Origin of the sequence: Aurantimicrobium sp. INA4 (assembly GCF_027924525.1) — a bacterium.
GTDB lineage: Bacteria > Actinomycetota > Actinomycetes > Actinomycetales > Microbacteriaceae > Aurantimicrobium.
Genome location: NZ_AP027040.1, coordinates 1,455,159 through 1,470,933, shown reverse-complemented (window position 1 = coordinate 1,470,933; position 15,775 = coordinate 1,455,159). Strand labels below are relative to the sequence as shown.

Annotated in this window: 17 protein-coding genes; 7 read left to right on the top strand and 10 right to left on the bottom strand. The window is 52.9% G+C overall.

Annotated elements, in window-relative coordinates:
- Nucleotides 1-2 precede the first annotated feature (2 nt).
- Nucleotides 3-851: a tryptophan 2,3-dioxygenase gene (gene kynA, locus AINA4_RS07235; protein WP_281787657.1), complete on the bottom strand. Its 849-nt coding sequence runs from the start codon at nucleotides 849-851 to the stop codon at nucleotides 3-5.
- Nucleotides 852-982: 131 nt separating this feature from the next.
- Between kynA and AINA4_RS07230 the strand changes: the two genes are divergently transcribed.
- On the top strand, nucleotides 983-2,620 hold the full coding sequence (locus tag AINA4_RS07230) for an alpha-glucosidase (protein WP_281786752.1): 1,638 nt from the start codon (nucleotides 983-985) through the stop codon (nucleotides 2,618-2,620).
- Here the strand turns inward: AINA4_RS07230 and AINA4_RS07225 are convergent.
- The 5 genes from AINA4_RS07225 to purD are packed head-to-tail and all read right to left on the bottom strand — an operon-like array spanning nucleotide 2,617 to nucleotide 6,335.
- On the bottom strand, nucleotides 2,617-2,829 hold the full coding sequence (locus AINA4_RS07225) for a heavy metal-associated domain-containing protein (RefSeq protein ID WP_281786751.1): 213 nt from the start codon (nucleotides 2,827-2,829) through the stop codon (nucleotides 2,617-2,619). The two genes, AINA4_RS07230 and AINA4_RS07225, sit on opposite strands and share 4 nt — an antisense overlap.
- A complete protein-coding gene (locus tag AINA4_RS07220; RefSeq protein WP_281786750.1) occupies nucleotides 2,829-3,410 on the bottom strand; it encodes a DUF305 domain-containing protein in 582 nt (193 codons plus the stop codon). Before AINA4_RS07220 ends, AINA4_RS07225 begins: the two co-directional genes overlap by 1 nt.
- A 53-nt stretch (nucleotides 3,411-3,463) precedes the next feature.
- Nucleotides 3,464-4,120: a hypothetical protein gene (locus AINA4_RS07215; protein ID WP_281786749.1), complete on the bottom strand. Its 657-nt coding sequence runs from the start codon at nucleotides 4,118-4,120 to the stop codon at nucleotides 3,464-3,466.
- Between the two features lie 59 nt (nucleotides 4,121-4,179).
- Nucleotides 4,180-5,067 (bottom strand): phosphoribosylaminoimidazolesuccinocarboxamide synthase, encoded by an 888-nt coding sequence (locus AINA4_RS07210; protein WP_281786748.1) that lies wholly within the window; start codon nucleotides 5,065-5,067, stop codon nucleotides 4,180-4,182.
- The gene (purD, locus tag AINA4_RS07205; RefSeq protein WP_281786747.1) at nucleotides 5,067-6,335 is read right to left on the bottom strand and encodes a phosphoribosylamine--glycine ligase; all 1,269 of its coding nucleotides are present in this window, start codon (nucleotides 6,333-6,335) and stop codon (nucleotides 5,067-5,069) included. Before purD ends, AINA4_RS07210 begins: the two co-directional genes overlap by 1 nt.
- A gap of 70 nt (nucleotides 6,336-6,405) precedes the next feature.
- Between purD and AINA4_RS07200 the strand changes: the two genes are divergently transcribed.
- A complete protein-coding gene (locus tag AINA4_RS07200; RefSeq protein WP_281786746.1) occupies nucleotides 6,406-7,761 on the top strand; it encodes an FAD-dependent oxidoreductase in 1,356 nt (451 codons plus the stop codon).
- 64 nt (nucleotides 7,762-7,825) lie between these two features.
- Here AINA4_RS07200 and AINA4_RS07195 read toward each other — a convergent pair whose 3' ends face one another.
- The 4 genes from AINA4_RS07195 to AINA4_RS07180 are packed head-to-tail and all read right to left on the bottom strand — an operon-like array spanning nucleotide 7,826 to nucleotide 10,735.
- On the bottom strand, nucleotides 7,826-8,236 hold the full coding sequence (locus AINA4_RS07195; protein WP_281786745.1) for an arsenate reductase ArsC: 411 nt from the start codon (nucleotides 8,234-8,236) through the stop codon (nucleotides 7,826-7,828).
- Complete coding sequence (locus AINA4_RS07190; protein ID WP_281786744.1) at nucleotides 8,229-8,906, bottom strand: MIP/aquaporin family protein; 678 nt, start codon at nucleotides 8,904-8,906, stop codon at nucleotides 8,229-8,231. Before AINA4_RS07190 ends, AINA4_RS07195 begins: the two co-directional genes overlap by 8 nt.
- Nucleotides 8,907-8,918: 12 nt before the next feature.
- Nucleotides 8,919-9,602 (bottom strand): response regulator transcription factor, encoded by a 684-nt coding sequence (locus AINA4_RS07185; protein ID WP_281786743.1) that lies wholly within the window; start codon nucleotides 9,600-9,602, stop codon nucleotides 8,919-8,921.
- 11 nt (nucleotides 9,603-9,613) lie between these two features.
- Nucleotides 9,614-10,735 carry an ATP-binding protein gene (locus AINA4_RS07180; RefSeq protein WP_281786742.1) on the bottom strand — a complete coding sequence of 374 codons (1,122 nt, stop codon included), beginning with the start codon at nucleotides 10,733-10,735 and terminating at the stop codon, nucleotides 9,614-9,616.
- A 179-nt stretch (nucleotides 10,736-10,914) separates the two neighbouring features.
- On the opposite strand from AINA4_RS07180, the gene phoU reads away from it, so the two are divergent.
- The 5 genes from phoU (at nucleotide 10,915) to pstB (ending at nucleotide 15,772) form a co-directional block, all read left to right on the top strand.
- On the top strand, nucleotides 10,915-11,589 hold the full coding sequence (gene phoU, locus AINA4_RS07175; protein ID WP_281786741.1) for a phosphate signaling complex protein PhoU: 675 nt from the start codon (nucleotides 10,915-10,917) through the stop codon (nucleotides 11,587-11,589).
- Nucleotides 11,590-11,794: 205 nt separating this feature from the next.
- A complete protein-coding gene (gene pstS / locus AINA4_RS07170; RefSeq protein ID WP_281787656.1) occupies nucleotides 11,795-12,865 on the top strand; it encodes a phosphate ABC transporter substrate-binding protein PstS in 1,071 nt (356 codons plus the stop codon).
- 86 nt (nucleotides 12,866-12,951) lie between these two features.
- Entirely contained in the window at nucleotides 12,952-13,896 is a 945-nt protein-coding gene (gene pstC, locus AINA4_RS07165) for a phosphate ABC transporter permease subunit PstC (protein ID WP_281786740.1), read from the top strand.
- Nucleotides 13,897-14,009: 113 nt separating this feature from the next.
- Nucleotides 14,010-14,966, top strand: coding sequence for a phosphate ABC transporter permease PstA (gene pstA / locus AINA4_RS07160; RefSeq protein ID WP_281787655.1), 957 nt, complete (start codon nucleotides 14,010-14,012; stop codon nucleotides 14,964-14,966).
- 26 nt (nucleotides 14,967-14,992) lie between these two features.
- Entirely contained in the window at nucleotides 14,993-15,772 is a 780-nt protein-coding gene (pstB, locus tag AINA4_RS07155; RefSeq protein ID WP_281786739.1) for a phosphate ABC transporter ATP-binding protein PstB, read from the top strand.
- The last annotated feature ends 3 nt before the right edge of the window (nucleotides 15,773-15,775 follow it).

Genomic DNA, 15,775 nt, shown 5'->3' with positions numbered 1-15,775 from the left:
TGCTACTTTCCGATCTCAGTGCGCACGGCAAAGAGTTCAGGAAAGAACGTCAGTTCGAGAGCTTTTTGTAAGAAAGGAGCACCTGAGCTTCCGCCGGTACCCATCTTCATTCCAATGATGCGCTGCACCGTGCGCAGGTGACGGAAGCGCCAGAACTGGAAGTTTTCTTCTAAGTCCACAAGTTCTTCGCAGGTTTCGTAGGCTTCCCAGTGTTCTTCGTGCTCGTTATAGATCGTGATAAACACTGACAGTAAATCCTCGGAGAACACCCAAGCTTTGGTGACGTCGCGGTTGAGTACGTCATCAGGGATGGCATATCCGCGACGAGAGAGGTATCGCAGGAACTCGTCATAGATGGTGGGAGCATTCAATGCAGTTACGAGAAGTGCTTGAGCTTCAGGGTCTGCGTCAAAGACTTTGATCATCTTCTCGTTTTTGTTACCCAGCATGAATTCAATGGCGCGGTATTGGTGGGATTGGAATCCGCTGGAGTTACCCAAACGGTCACGAAATTGTGCATATTCACTGGGGGTCAACGTAGCCAGGACAGACCATTGTTCAGTGAGTGTCTTTTGGATGTGCTTGAGGCGGGCAATGCATTTGAGTGCCTGGCCCAAATCGTCACTACGCAGATAGTTTGCTGCCCCGATGAGTTCATGCACCATCAACTTCATCCACAATTCGGTGGTTTGGTGCTGAATGATAAACAGCAACTCATCGTGGTGATCGCTCAGCGGCTTTTGCGCAGAAAGCAGAGTCTCTAGATCGAGATAGCCGCCGTAACTCATCCGGTCTGTGAAGTCGGTGACGACAGTTTCTTCAATGTCGCGTGTGTTGTTTTCAACACCCATGTGTGGAACCTCCTTCTGGGAACTCATTTACCCTAGCCAGAAGAGGTGTTTCTTCGTCAGTGTTGGTGAGAAAAAAGTTTCTGAAGTCCCACACACCAATACAGTTGATTGTTGAGACAAGAAGGAGACACATGAGCATCACCCTAGGTAAAGATGACTGGTGGAAGGGTGCCGTTGTGTACCAGATCTACCCTCGATCGTTCGCTGACTCGAACGGCGACGGCATCGGGGATATCCCTGGTATCACTTCCAAGCTGGACTACCTTGCTGACCTCGGTGTTGATGTCCTCTGGCTTTCCCCTGTCTACAAGTCCCCTCAAGATGACAACGGCTATGACATCTCGGACTACCAAGACATTGATCCCCTCTTCGGCACGCTCGAAGACATGCGCCACCTCATCAACGAGACCCATGCCCGCGGCATGAAGCTCGTGATGGATCTCGTGGTCAACCACACCTCCGATGAGCACCCCTGGTTTGTGGAGAGCTCATCTTCTCTGGATAACCCCAAGCGAGATTGGTATATCTGGCGCGACGCTGTCGACGGCCGCGAGCCCACATCCCATCAATCAGCATTCTCTGGATCTGCCTGGCAGTGGGACGAAAACACCCAGCAATACTTCCTACACATCTTCTCCAAGAAGCAACCTGACCTGAACTGGGAAAATCCAGATGTCAGAGCCGCCGTTTATTCAATGATGAATTGGTGGCTTGAGCAAGGCGTTGATGGATTCCGCATGGATGTGATTAATCTCATTTCAAAACGTCAGGACTTCTCTGATGCAGAGGGCTTGTTTGGGCCTTGGATGAACGGTCCACGTATTCACGAATTCTTGCAAGAAATGAATCGCGAGGTCCTTCGTGACAAGGGATTGATTACCGTTGGCGAGATGCCTGGTTGCACCATACAGTTAGCCCAGGAATACACCGCTCCCGAACGCCATGAGGTCAACATGGTGTTCACGTTCGAGCACATGAATCTGGATACGAACCCAGATGGATTCGGGAAATGGGATCTTGCTCCATTCTCTGTCAAGGCACTTAAAGAGAACCTAAACAAATGGCAGAAAGGTTTGGAGCAGGTCGGTTGGAACTCTTTATATTGGAACAACCACGACCAGCCGCGCATTGTTTCGCGTTGGGGTAACGACTCAACTGAGCACCGGGTGAACTCTGCGAAAGCTTTCGGGACCGTGCTGCACTTGATGCGTGGAACGCCGTATGTGTATCAGGGTGAAGAGATCGGCATGACCAATGCTCACTTCACCAAGCTGAGCCAATACCGAGACCTCGAGACTCTTAACTGGGCAGCAGAGGCATCCTCAATGGGGATTACTGAGGACTACGTTCTCAAAGCGGTCGGCTACAAGGGTCGCGACAACGCTCGCACACCGATGCAGTGGGACGACTCACCTAACGCAGGTTTCAGCTCAGGTGAACCTTGGATCTCGGTGAACACCAACTACCCCGAGATCAATGCGGCGGGAGCAGTTGCGGATGCCGACTCGGTCTTCCATCACTACCAAAAACTCATCGCAATGCGTCACGGCATGGATGTGGTGGTCAATGGCTCCTTCGACATGCTCTGGATTGAACACGAGCACCTCTTTGCCTATGAACGTAAACTCAACGGGCAGGTTCTAACGGTGGTTGCCAACTTGTCTAATGACACAGTGGAGCTTCCAGAATCAGTATCGGGCGATGCTGTTCTCGGTGTGAAGTCTGACGTGCTTGCTCCGTGGCAAGCTTTTGTCACGGTGAAGAACTAGACAGTAGCGACTGCCGGATAGCCAGCCTTATCAATGGCGGCGACAACGTCGTCAGCAGGGATGGGGGCATCGCTTTCCACCGTGACTCTTCCAGTGGGAAGGTCAACGTCAACAGAGGTGACGTGGGAGAGTTGGCTGACTTCACTCGTAACGCTTGCCACACAGTGCTGGCATGTCATCCCAGTGACCGTGTAAAGGGACGTAGTCATTACATTCCAGCCAGAAGAGTTTTCATCTTCTCAATCTCTGCAGTCTGGCTTGTAATAATTGCCGCAGCTAATTGCTTGGCTTCGGCATTGTTGGAACCAACAATCATTTGGGCCATCTGGATTGCTCCCTCGTGGTGGGCAATCATTCCTTGAAGATACAGTTTGTCGAAGTCAGCTCCTGTGGCATTGCTGAGCGCCGTCATTTGTTCGTCAGTAAGCATGCCATCCATACCCATGTCATGACCCATATCCATGCCAGCACCGGCGCTCTCTAACCATGCAGTCATCTGTTGTATCTCTGGAGCTTGAGCGTTTTTGATTTGCTGGGCAAGGGCAAGAATTTCTGGGTTTGTGGTGCGGGTCTCAGCAAGGGTAGACATGTCTACTGCTTGCTGGTGGTGTGGAATCATCATTTGCGCAAACATGATGTCAGAACTGGAGTAGACAGAAGTGTCTAACTGACTCTCCATGATGGTGTGTGCGTCTGAATTTGCCATTCCGGTACTCGAGCATCCAGTGAGCAAGAGAGCTCCAATGAGAAGGCTTGAACCGGCGACTGCTGCACGCGATGACTTATTCATAGCCTTCATTGTTTCAAAGTTTCCTATGAGCTTGCCGAGAGCGGGCCGGAGCTTTAGTGACCCTCGACTTCTTCCGGTTCTTTCACTTTGTCTAGGTTGAACCACGGCAACATCACGTGAACGACGGGGCCAATGCTGAAGGCATAAATGATGGTTCCCAAGCCGACAGCGCCTCCCATCACCCAGCCAAGCCCCAGCACGACGACTTCAATTGCCGTTCGAACAAGCCAGATAGGGCGACCAGTAATTCGCACGATTCCCGTCATCAAACCATCACGAGGCCCTGGACCTAGGCCAGCACCGATATACATCGAAATGCCTAAACCGTTTATCAGGATGGCAATGAGGAAATACCCTAACCCCCACCAGAAATCTGGCGCCTTGGGAATGATGGCAATAAACAGGTCAATAGAAATACCAATAGTGATGGCGTTGAGGATGGTTCCAATGCCAAGTTTTTGTTTGAGGAAAATCCAGAGAAAAAGAACAGCAAAGCCCACGATCACGACCACGAGGCCAATTGAGACTCCAGTGACGATAGAAAGACCTAAGTGGAAGGCATCCCAGGGGTCGAGCCCAATTGCAGCTTGCAACATTATGGCAAAAGCAAAACCGCAGATAATGAGTCCGGTTTCTACCAGCACCAGTCTTTTCCACATCGGAGCACCACTACGAGGCACTTCGAAAATGGCGTTGATGAATCTGCGCATGACTTCAGGCTAGGCGCACAGCACAATGTTGGGGAAACTTCACCAAAGAATTATTACGGCTATCCCAGCATCCGGCTGATGAGCTCGCGATAGCGGTCGGCAGTTTTCTGAACAATCTCCTCTGGAAGAACCGGAGGAGTGCCCTGCTTGTCCCAATTGGCTGAAAGCCAATTGCGGACAATCTGCTTATCGAAGCTGGTCATCTTCTCTGCAGGGGTAGTTCCTGCGTCATAAGCGGTCGCATCCCAGTAACGAGAGGAGTCCGAGGTGAGAACCTCATCAGCGAGAGTAATGACACCGGTTTCTCTGTCGCGACCAAATTCGAACTTCGTGTCAGCCAGGATGATTCCCTTGGCTGCTGCGAGCTCACTGGCCTGAGTGAAGATTTGGAGTGAAAGGTCGCGTAAGGCAGTAGCGTCTTCGAGCCCAATGAGTTCCACAGTTCTCTCAAATGTGATGTTCTCATCGTGTTCGCCAAATGGCGCTTTCCATGCAGGGGTGTAAATCGGCTCGGGGAGTTTGTCTCCGTCTTTCAAACCAGTAGGTAAAGGGATTCCACACACACTTTGGTGTTCGAGGTACTCGAGATAGCCGCTCCCGGAAAGATAGCCACGGACTACACATTCCACGGGGAACATATCGAGGTTGGCAACCAGCATTGCCTTGCCCTGAACCTCTGGTGGAATCTCCCCAGCGCGCAGGTGATTGGGAACAGCAAGCTGATCAAACCACCACAGGCTCAACGTGGTGAGCAGTTCGCCCTTGCCGGGGATACCCGGTTCGAGCACGTGATCGAATGCGCTGACACGATCGCTCGCAACAACCAACACTCGAGGCGTTGACTCCAAAGTTTCACCTTGGGGAACGTACAGGTCACGAACTTTGCCTGAGTAGGCATGAGTCCAGCCGGGAAGGGTGAGTTTCTGACCACCGGTGAAACCGGACATTACTTCACAACCTTCTTGGCGATATCAGTGCGGTATTGGCCACCTTCAAGAGAGATCTTGGACAAGCCTTCGTAGGCACGCGAGCGTGCCTCTGCAAAGTCTTTTCCGCGACCAACAACGCTCAGGACCCGACCACCGGTCGCAATGAGCTCACCATCTTGTTCGGTGGTTGCAGCATGGGTAACGTGCACACCCTCAACGGCGTTTGCCAGAGGAATACCGGTCAACACTCTGCCAGTAACGGGAGTCTCGGGATAGTTCTCGCTAGCGAGAACAACAGTGACGACTGCTTCATCTGAGAACTTGGGGCGCTCTCGACCGGCGAGACTTCCAGTGGCCGAAGCCATCATGAGTTCAGAGAGTGGAGTTTTGAGCCTTGGCAGAACAACCTGAGTTTCTGGGTCTCCAAATCGCGCATTGAATTCGATAACGCGGATTCCTTTGGAGGTGAGGATAAGTCCGCAGTAGAGCAAGCCTTGGAAGGGCGTTCCTTCAGCCTCGAGCTGGCGGATGGTGGGTAGAGCAATCGTTTCAATCACTTCGGTGACGAACGCGTCTTCGCTACCAAACTGTTCTGTCAGCCACGGAAGTGGTGAGTAGGCGCCCATTCCGCCAGTGTTGGGGCCTTCATCATTGTCTTTGAGGCGCTTGAAATCTTGCGCTGGAGAAAGTGGCAGCACGTCGTGGCCATCAGCAAACATGAACAGCGACACTTCTTGACCGTCCAAGAATTCTTCAATGAGGACTGAACCTTGGGTGAGGTAGTGGGAGGCGTGCGCCACAGCTGCTTCGCGATCGTGGGTTACGAGTACACCTTTACCGGCAGCAAGCCCATCCGCTTTGATGACGTAGGGAGCGCCGTAGTCATCCAATGCTGTCTCAGCATCAAGCAGTGTTGACACCTTGATTGCACGTCCTGTAGGAACTCCGGCCTCATCCATGATGCGCTTGGCAAAAGTTTTTGAACCTTCCAAAGCGGCAGCTGCCTGGTTGGGGCCGAAGACGGGGATGCCCATTTCACGCAGTGGGTCAGCGACGCCAGCAACAAGAGGAGCTTCAGGACCCACCACAACAAGATCAACATCGAGCCCCTCGGCCAGGAAGGCCACGGCTTCTGGATTGAGGATGTCTGTGGTGACACAGGGAACATCGAAAGCGATACCGGCGTTACCTGGGGCAACAGTAATCTCGTGGTCAGCGTTTTCTGCCAGTAATGCGGTAACAATTGCGTGCTCGCGGGCACCGGAGCCAAGAACCAGGATTTTCACGAGTTAAGCCTATTGCCCCCGACTAAACTGGGAATTCACTTGCCTTCCACGTATGAGGATTAAATACCCCGTGACCAAGCTTCGACTGGCCATTGTTGGCGCCGGCCCCGCAGGAATCTACGCTGCAGATATTGCGATGAAAGCCGAACGCGACTTCGATCTTTCCATTGACCTTTTTGAACACCTCCCCGCACCCTATGGTTTGGTTCGTTACGGTGTTGCTCCAGACCACCCACGTATCAAAGGCATCATCACAGCCTTGCGCGAGGTACTGGACCGCGGAGACATCCGCTTGTTTGGCAACGTGGAATACGGCGTTGACATCACCATGGACGATCTCAAGAAGCACTACAACGCCGTCATCTTTGCCACCGGTGCAACGAAGGATGTTCCGATGAACATCCCAGGGATTGAGCTCAATGGCAGCTATGGCGCAGCTGACTTCGTCAGTTGGTATGACGGCCATCCTGATGTTCCCCGCACGTGGCCACTGACTGCGCAATCTGTTGCAGTCATTGGTAACGGAAACGTGGCACTTGATGCAGCTCGCATGCTTGCCAAGCACGCCGATGATCTTCTCGTCACCGAGATTCCGGACAACGTCTACCAAGGACTCAAGGCATCGCCGGTGACCGACGTTCACGTCTTTGGTCGCCGTGGACCCGCGCAAGCAAAGTTCTCTCCGCTGGAGCTGCGAGAGCTGGGCGAACTTCGCGATGTGGACATGATTGTCTATGACGAAGACTTTGAAATTGATCCTGCAAGCCAGGCACTGATTGATTCCAACAAGCAGGTCTTTGTTCTCAACAAGGTCATGAACGAGTGGCGCACCCGCGAGACCGGCAAGGCGTCACGACGTCTGCACTTGCACTTCTATGCCAACCCTCTTGAGGTGCTCGGTGATGACGCCGGTAACGTGACGGGCTTCCGATACGAGCGCACCGCCCCCGATGGCACAGGTGGCGTTGTGGGCACTGGTGAAATCCGTGAAGTTGAAGTACAGGCTTTGTATCGCGCTATTGGTTACTACAGCTCACCACTGAAAGATGTTCCCTTTGATGTGGTCAAGGGTGTTATTCCTAACCACGAAGGCCAGGTCATTGATGAGTCTGGAAAGCACATCCCTGGTGTTTATGCAACCGGATGGATTAAGCGTGGACCCGTAGGACTCATCGGTCATACCAAGAGTGACGCGATGGAAACCATTGCTCATGTGCTTGAGGATCAAGATTCATGGTGGACTCCTGAGGAGCCTGAAGAAGGCGCCATCGTTGATTTGATGGAAAGCCGCGGTATCGAATTCACCACAGCTCAGGGCTGGACTGCACTCGATGAATACGAGCAGAAGCTTGGTGAGCCCGAAGGACGTGCGCGCATCAAGGTTGTCGATAGAGAGACCATGCTGAAAGAGTCGCGCGCAGAGTAAGTGCTCATAATGCCTAATGACTATGGCCACCCATTGGGTGGCCATAGTCATTGAAGAAGTGAAGTTAGAACTTCGCGTCAATCTCTGCGATGAGTGCTTCGATCTTGCCGCGAATTTCGTCACGAATGGGGCGGACATCTTCCACTCCCTTGCCTGCTGGATCTGCCAGGGGCCAGTCAAGGTATTGCTTGCCAGGGAAGAAGGGGCACTTGTCTCCGCAGCCCATGGTGATGACGTAGTCAGATGCCATGACTGCCTCGTCGGTCAGCACCTTGGGTGTTGATGAGGTGAGGTCGATTCCTTCTTCTGCCATGACGGCGATGGCAGAAGGATTGACCTGGTCACGTGGTTCGGTGCCTGCTGAAAGTACCTCAACACGGTCACCAGCTAGATGTTGGAGATAGCCGGCTGCCATTTGCGAACGTCCTGCGTTGTGGACACAGACGAAGAGGACGGTTGCTTTTTTATCAGACATGATTTTCTTTCCTGTGTGTGGAGTCAATGATTGCCCAAGCTAAGACGGCACCGAGTGCGGCGCCGATGAGCTGTGCAAGAACAAAGGGGCCAACAGATGCAGGTGCAATGCCGGCAAAGCTGTCACTGAATACGCGACCAATGGTCACGGCAGGGTTTGCAAAAGATGTGGAGGAGGTGAAGAAGTAGGCCGAGCCAATCCATGCCGCGACGGCAAAGGGAACAAACCGTGCTTGGTCACGAGCGATGAAAACCAAAATCACAACCAGCAGGCCGGCTGTTGCAACTATTTCACCGATAAACAATCCGGGTGAGACCCGCTGTGTTGATGCTATTTGGATAGGCGCTTGGTCAAACATGATGTTTGCCAAGATTGCTCCGGCGATGGCGCCCGTAATCTGTGCGATCACATAGGGAAGAACGTGTGCTCCTGGTTGGAGCTTCTTTGCCCACATCACAAGTGTGACCGCAGGGTTGAAGTGGGCGCCGCTAATGGGCCCCAAGATCAGGATGAGTAATGCCAGCACGAAAATGGTCGACAACGTGTTGATCAACAGTGCAACGCCAGGATTATCAGATATCTGGGTGCCCATGATTCCGGAGCCCACGACGGTGGCTACGAGAACGAGGGTTCCGAAGAACTCTGCAAGGGCGAGTCTGAGAGTGTGCATCTGGCGAAGCCCTTAGGCGTCGAAGCGGTATCCCAGGCCACGCACGGTCACGAGGTGAACCGGCTCAGCAGGGTCTGCCTCGATTTTGGAGCGCAAACGTTTGATGTGAACATCTAATGTCTTGGTGTCGCCGTAGTAATCGGCTCCCCAGACGCGGTCGATGAGCTGCCCACGAGTCAACACGCGTCCAACATTGCTCATGAGGTATTCCAGGAGCTCAAATTCTTTCAGCGGAGTTGCAACTAGCTCACCCTGAACATGCAGGGTGTGGCGGTCAGCATCTAGACGGATTCCTGCAATGTCGATGACACCGTCATTGCTGCTGTCTTCGTCTCGAACATTGCGTCGAAGCACAGCTTTGATGCGGGCGAGGAGTTCGCGTGTTGAGTAGGGCTTGGTGACATAGTCATCTGCCCCAAGCTCTAATCCCACAACCTTGTCCACCTCCGTGTCTTTGGCGGTGAGCATGATGATGGGAATGTTCGAGGTGGTGCGAATTTGTCGGCACACTTCTGTCCCAGGAACTTTGGGAATCATGAGATCCAACAGAATGATGTCGTATGTGCCGTTGGCATACACATCGAGCGCCTGCTGACCATCCTCGGCAATTTCGACCTCAAAGCCTTCGCGTGTGAGCAAAAAGGCTAGAGGCTCGCTCAGTGCGCTTTCGTCTTCAACCAGGAGTATTCGGCTCACGAGATGTCCTTCTATTGGGTTGCTTCGGGGATACGAATGGTGAAGGTGGAACCTTTACCTGGGGAAGACCAGACGCGGATGTCACCACCGTGGTTAGAAACAATGTGCTTCACGATGCTCAGGCCCAGACCAGTTCCACCTGTCGATCGCGAACGCGCTTGGTCGGTTCGGTAGAAACGCTCAAAGACGCGTTCGACTTCTTCCTTGGTCATACCAATGCCCTGGTCAGTAACGGCAATCTCAATAAATGAATTTCGGCGGGCAACACCAATACCAACCTGCGATTTGTCAGGGGAGTAGTGCACTGCGTTGGCGATGAGATTGCTAATCGCAACCACAAGCCGTGCGGGGTCACCATAAATGGTGCTGTCGAGCTCGCCTCCGCTCACCAGTCTGATCTTGCGTGCTTTTGCAACCACTCGGTTGTAATCAATAGCCTGTTCAACAATGTCTCCGATGGTGACCTGTTCAAATTCAGCCAATGCCCCCTCTGCTTGCAGGCGAGAGAGCTCAATGATTTCACGAGTGATATCACCTAAGCGCTTAGCTTCGGTGCTCAGGCGATCAGCAAAGTGACGAACTGTCTCTGGTTCGTCGGCTGCTTCCCGCAGTGCTTCAGCGAGGAGACCCACTGAAGCAATCGGGGTTTTGAGTTCGTGACTAACATTGGCCACAAATTCTCTGCGGATATCATCCAGACGCTTGAACTCGCCACGGTCAACCACACTAATCAGAACAAAACGGCTTCTAAAGGGAGAGGCGTGAACGGAGACAGTCAAGGTGGCATCGCCTAAAGGCCCGCGAGCAATTTCCATGTCGTCTTCACGGACGTCGTTGCCTCTGAGCGCTGCCTCCGCAATCAAGACAATCTCAGGGATAAGAATCCGTCCTTGGCCCACGAGGGAAAGAATGCTTGCTCCCTCAGATGCGGTGAGAACATTGAGGGATTTGTCGACTACAAAGACCGCGCCGTCAAGTCTGCTGACTACTTGTGCAACACCACGTGGCAGATCATTGGAGGAACGTTCGGCTTCTTCTTCGCGCTGACGTAGCACCCAGATGATGAGAAGAACGATTGCTGCGCCCGCGACAGCTCCCACACCGATGGCGAGCAAGATCAATGGGGCAGACATGATGCTCTAACGCTAACCCACCTTTGCCTTCCCTCAAAAAGAAAAAAGGCAGGAGTAGGCTGGGAAAGTCAACTGTTAACCTGACTCGCTCTTTTCGTTAACCTGTGTGACAGCTCAACTTCACTGTCACAGGGCTTACTGAGATAGCGGTTGATAAAAACTATGTATAAGGAATTCACATGCGCGACGTGTTTCAGCAAGAACTTCAGGAAGTTCAGCAGCGTCTAGTAGAGATTGCCGAGCTTGTTGCCGAAGCAATGCGCAAGGCCACCACTGCTTTCCAAGACAGCGACATCACTCTTGCCGAGGAAGTCATTGAAGAGGATGCTCACATCGATGAGCTTGCACTCACCCTCGACGAACTAGCAATTCAAATTCTTGCTCGCCAACAGCCAGTTGCTCGCGACTTGCGTGTTGTTGTGAGTGCTCTACGCATGAGCGCCAACCTCGAGCGCATGGGTGACATGGCTGAGCACCTGGCTCAGCTCACTCGATACCGCTTCCCTGACAAGGTCATTGCGAAGGGTCTTCGCTCAACCTTCAAGGAAATGGGTGAAATCGACATCCAGATTGCTGAGAAGCTCATCAAGATGCTCAAGTCCCAAGAACTCAAGCAGCTTGAAAAGATTCGCGATCTTGATGACAAGATTGACTCACTTCACCTCTCTGTCTTTGACAAGGTTCTCTCCGACACATGGGCGGGAACATCCATGGATACTGTGGACGCCACTCTGGCTAGCCGTTACTATGAACGCTTCTCAGACCACGCTATTTCGATTGCTCGAAAGGTTGCCTATCTCTCCACCGGAGAATGGGCACCCGACATCGACGAAATCACTGAATCTAAGGCGTAATTGCCCGCAGAAAGGCCCGCGAGAGAATCGCGGGTCTTTTTCTGTTTTCATGACATTTTTGATCGTTCACCAACTGTTTACCTTGCGTGTGCCATCACGTCACCCACGTCCCATAACGTGAATCCAGGAATCACAACGAGTCCTCACACCAAGAAGAAAAATCCCGAAAGGATTACACGTGAACATCACACGTTACGGCCGCCCCATGGCAGCCATTGCTATCGCAGCAACTACCGCTCTTGCTTTCAGTGCATGTGCAGCAAACGAAAGCGCAACACCAGAGGCAAGCGTCTCGACTCTTTCCGGCACCCTAGTCGGAGCTGGCGCATCCAGCCAGGGTTCTGCTCAGGAGGCCTGGATTGCAGCGTTCCAGACTGCTAACCCAGATGTCACCATCACCTATGACCCCTCCGGTTCTGGAGCAGGTCGCGAAACCTTCATCGCTGGTGGATCCAACTTCGCTGGTTCTGACTCCTACCTCAAGGACGAAGAGCTCGCTGGTACTTTCGCAGCATGTGCACCCGGCACCGCTCCTTTCGAAGTTCCTGCCTACATTTCCCCTATCGCGGTGATCTACAACGTTGATGGTGTAACTGACCTCAACCTGGACGCATCTACCATTGCGAAGATCTTCTCTGGTGCAATCACCAACTGGAACGATGCAGCAATCGCAGCGCTGAACCCCAAGGCGAAGCTCCCTGACCTTGCTATCACCGCAGTTCACCGTTCAGATGACTCGGGTACCACCAAGAACTTCTCTGACTACCTCTTCCAGACTGCCAAGGCTGACTGGGCAATCGAGAAGCCAGCTGACACCTTCCCCTTCCAGACCGGTGAAGGTGCACAGGGTACCTCTGGTGTTGTTGACGCTGTCAAGAACGGAACTGGAACCATCGGTTACGCTGACGCTTCCAAGGCTGGCAAGCTCGGTGTTGCCAACATCAAGGTTGGCGACAAGTTCGTCAAGTACACCCCAGAGGCTGCTGCTGCAGTTGTCGCTGAATCCAAGCCAGTTGACGGTCGTGCAGACACCGACATGGCTATCAGCATCAACCGCACCACCACCGACCCAACCCACTACCCCATCGTTCTCGTCTCCTACCTCATTGGTTGCAACGAGTACGCTGAGGCCGGTGTCGCTGACTTGGTGAAGCCATACTTCACCTACATTCTCAGCGCACAGGGTCAGGCTGACGCAGCTGCATCTGCTGGTTCAGCACCTCTCGATGCAGCAGTTTCCAAGCAGGCAACTGCCATCGTTTCTGCAATCAAGTAACAACCTCTAATGCCCAGCCTGGGGAATCATCAGATTCTCTAGGCTGGGCATTACCCAAAACCGGATTTTTGCAGTAAGAAGGACTCGTGGCTATCGACGTTCAAGAACCGACTCAGGTCAAAGCACCCAGTCGACGAGGAGACAAAGTCTTCTCCACTTCTAGCCTCGTTGCAGGATCAATCATCCTCGCCGTTCTTGCTGCAGTTGCCATCTTCCTCATTGCTCAAAGTATCCCGGCATTTATTGCAGATCCGTCCAAGGTTGGTAAGGGCGAGGGATTCTGGGCATATGTGTTCCCTCTCGTTTTTGGAACAGTCTGGGCTGCAGCACTCGCTCTCCTGATAGCGGTTCCCTTTGCAATCGGTATTGCGCTGTTTATCTCTCACTTTGCACCTCGCAAGCTCGCTCAGGGACTTGGTTACATCATTGACTTGCTCGCAGCCGTTCCTTCGGTTGTGTTTGGCCTATGGGGAATTACTGTTCTCGCTCCAGCTGTTCAGCCCTTCTTCTCATGGTTGGTCGATAACCTCGGCTGGATTCCGATTTTCGAAGGCCCAGTCTCTGGAACGGGGCGAACCATTCTGACCGTGGCCATTGTTTTGGGCGTCATGATTTTGCCCATCATTACGGCCATTACACGCGAAATCTTCCTGCAAACACCAGTCCTCCACGAAGAAGCTGCTCTGGCTTTGGGCGCCACTCGCTGGGAAATGATTCAGACTGCAGTTCTCCCGTTTGCTCGCCCAGGAATTATCTCAGCAACCATGCTTGGCCTGGGGCGCGCACTCGGTGAAACGATGGCCGTAGCAATGGTGCTCTCTCCCTCGGTGATTATTTCTTTCGCACTTCTGCAATCACAGAACCCCACCACCATCGCAGCAAACATTGCGCTGAACTTCCCTGAAGCACACGATCTCGGTGTGAACGTGCTCATCGCGACAGGTTTGATCTTGTTCCTCATCACGCTCCTGGTGAACTCGCTGGCTCGTATGGTGATCAACCGCGGCAAAGACTTCTCGGGAGCTAACTAATGACCGCCCTCGTTGTTCCAGCTCCGACCAGCGCACGCCGCCTCTCTAAGCTCACTTTGTGGGCAACCGCTGGCGTAAGTGCACTTGTTGCCTTCGGTGTTTTTGGAGTGCTTATGGCGGCTGGAATCTCCGAAGGATTCAATATTGTTGCTGCGGTCTTTGTTTCAGCAGTGCTTTTTGTTTTGCTTTCCTACATTCTTTCCCGCATCGTAGAGGGACGTCGTAAAGCATCTGACCGTCTCGCGACAGGTTTGGTTACAACTGCTTTCGTCGTGGCGTTATTGCCCCTGATTTCATTGGTCTACACCGCTGTTATCAATGGTTTGCCCCGTTTTGATGCCACGTTCTTCAACTCCTCCATGCGCAACGTGGTGGGTGCCGGTGGTGGTGGTCTTCACGCCATTATTGGAACGTTAGAAATCACCCTTGCCGCGACGATTATTTCGGTTCCCATCGGAATTATGACCGCGATCTATCTTGTTGAATACGGCAAGGGTCGTTTGGCTAAAGCCATCACCTTCTTCGTCGACGTGATGACGGGCATTCCGTCGATTGTTGCCGGTTTGTTCGCCTTCGCACTGTTTGCGATATTCCTCGGTCCCGGTATTCGTTTCGGTATTGGTGGTTCGGTTGCACTGTCAATCCTCATGATCCCGGTTGTCGTTCGCTCCACCGAAGAAATGCTCAAGCTTGTTCCGAACGAGTTGCGTGAAGCTTCCTATGCTCTGGGTGTTCCCAAGTGGCTGACGATTGTCAAAATTGTGATTCCTACTTCTATCGCTGGAATCATCACCGGTGTGATGCTGTCTATCTCGCGCATTATTGGTGAAACAGCACCGCTGCTCATCATCGTGGGCATGAGTACGAGCATGAACTACAACCTGTTCTCCGACCGCATGGCAACACTGCCTGTGTTCGTGTACACCCAATACGCCAGCCAAGGTGCTGACGCTCAGGCATACATCGACCGCGCATGGACCGGTGCCTTGGTCCTGATCTTGATCGTGATGGCGTTGAACCTTATTGCTCGACTCGTCTCTAAACTCTTGGCTCCCAAGGGCCTCCGCTAAGTTTCACCACACCAGAAGGAAAACCTGTGTCTAAGCGCATCGAAGTCAAAGACCTCAACGTTTACTACGGCAAGTTCAAGGCCGTCGAAGACGTCTCGCTCACCATCGAACCTCGCACCGTCACCGCTTTCATTGGCCCCTCCGGTTGTGGCAAGTCAACCTTCCTGCGCACACTCAACCGCATGCACGAGGTTATTCCCGGTGCAACCGTTGACGGCGAAGTGCTCATCGATGGCAAGAACCTCTATGACCCCGATGTGGACCCGGTGATGGTTCGTCGCCAGGTCGGTATGGTGTTCCAGCGCCCCAATCCTTTCCCCACCATGTCGATCAAGGACAACGTCCTCGCTGGTGTGAAGCTCAACAACAAAAAGATTTCAAAATCAGATGCCGACAACCTTGTTGAGAAGTCGCTCAAGGGAGCCAATCTCTGGAAAGAAGTGAAGGACCGTTTGGATCTTCCCGGTTCTGGTCTTTCAGGTGGTCAGCAGCAGCGTCTGTGTATTGCTCGTGCGATTGCGGTGTCACCTGAGGTCATCCTCATGGATGAACCCTGCTCGGCACTGGACCCCATCTCAACCCTGGCCATTGAGGACCTCATCGAAGAGCTCAAGGCCAAGTACACGATCGTCATCGTGACCCACAACATGCAGCAGGCATCGCGTGTGTCAGACAAGACTGCTTTCTTCAACATCGCAGGAACCGGTGAACCTGGTCGACTCATCGAGTTCGATGACACCACCACGATCTTTGAAAACCCTCACGTTCAAGCAACTGAGGACTACATCTCCGGTCGCTTCGGATAACCA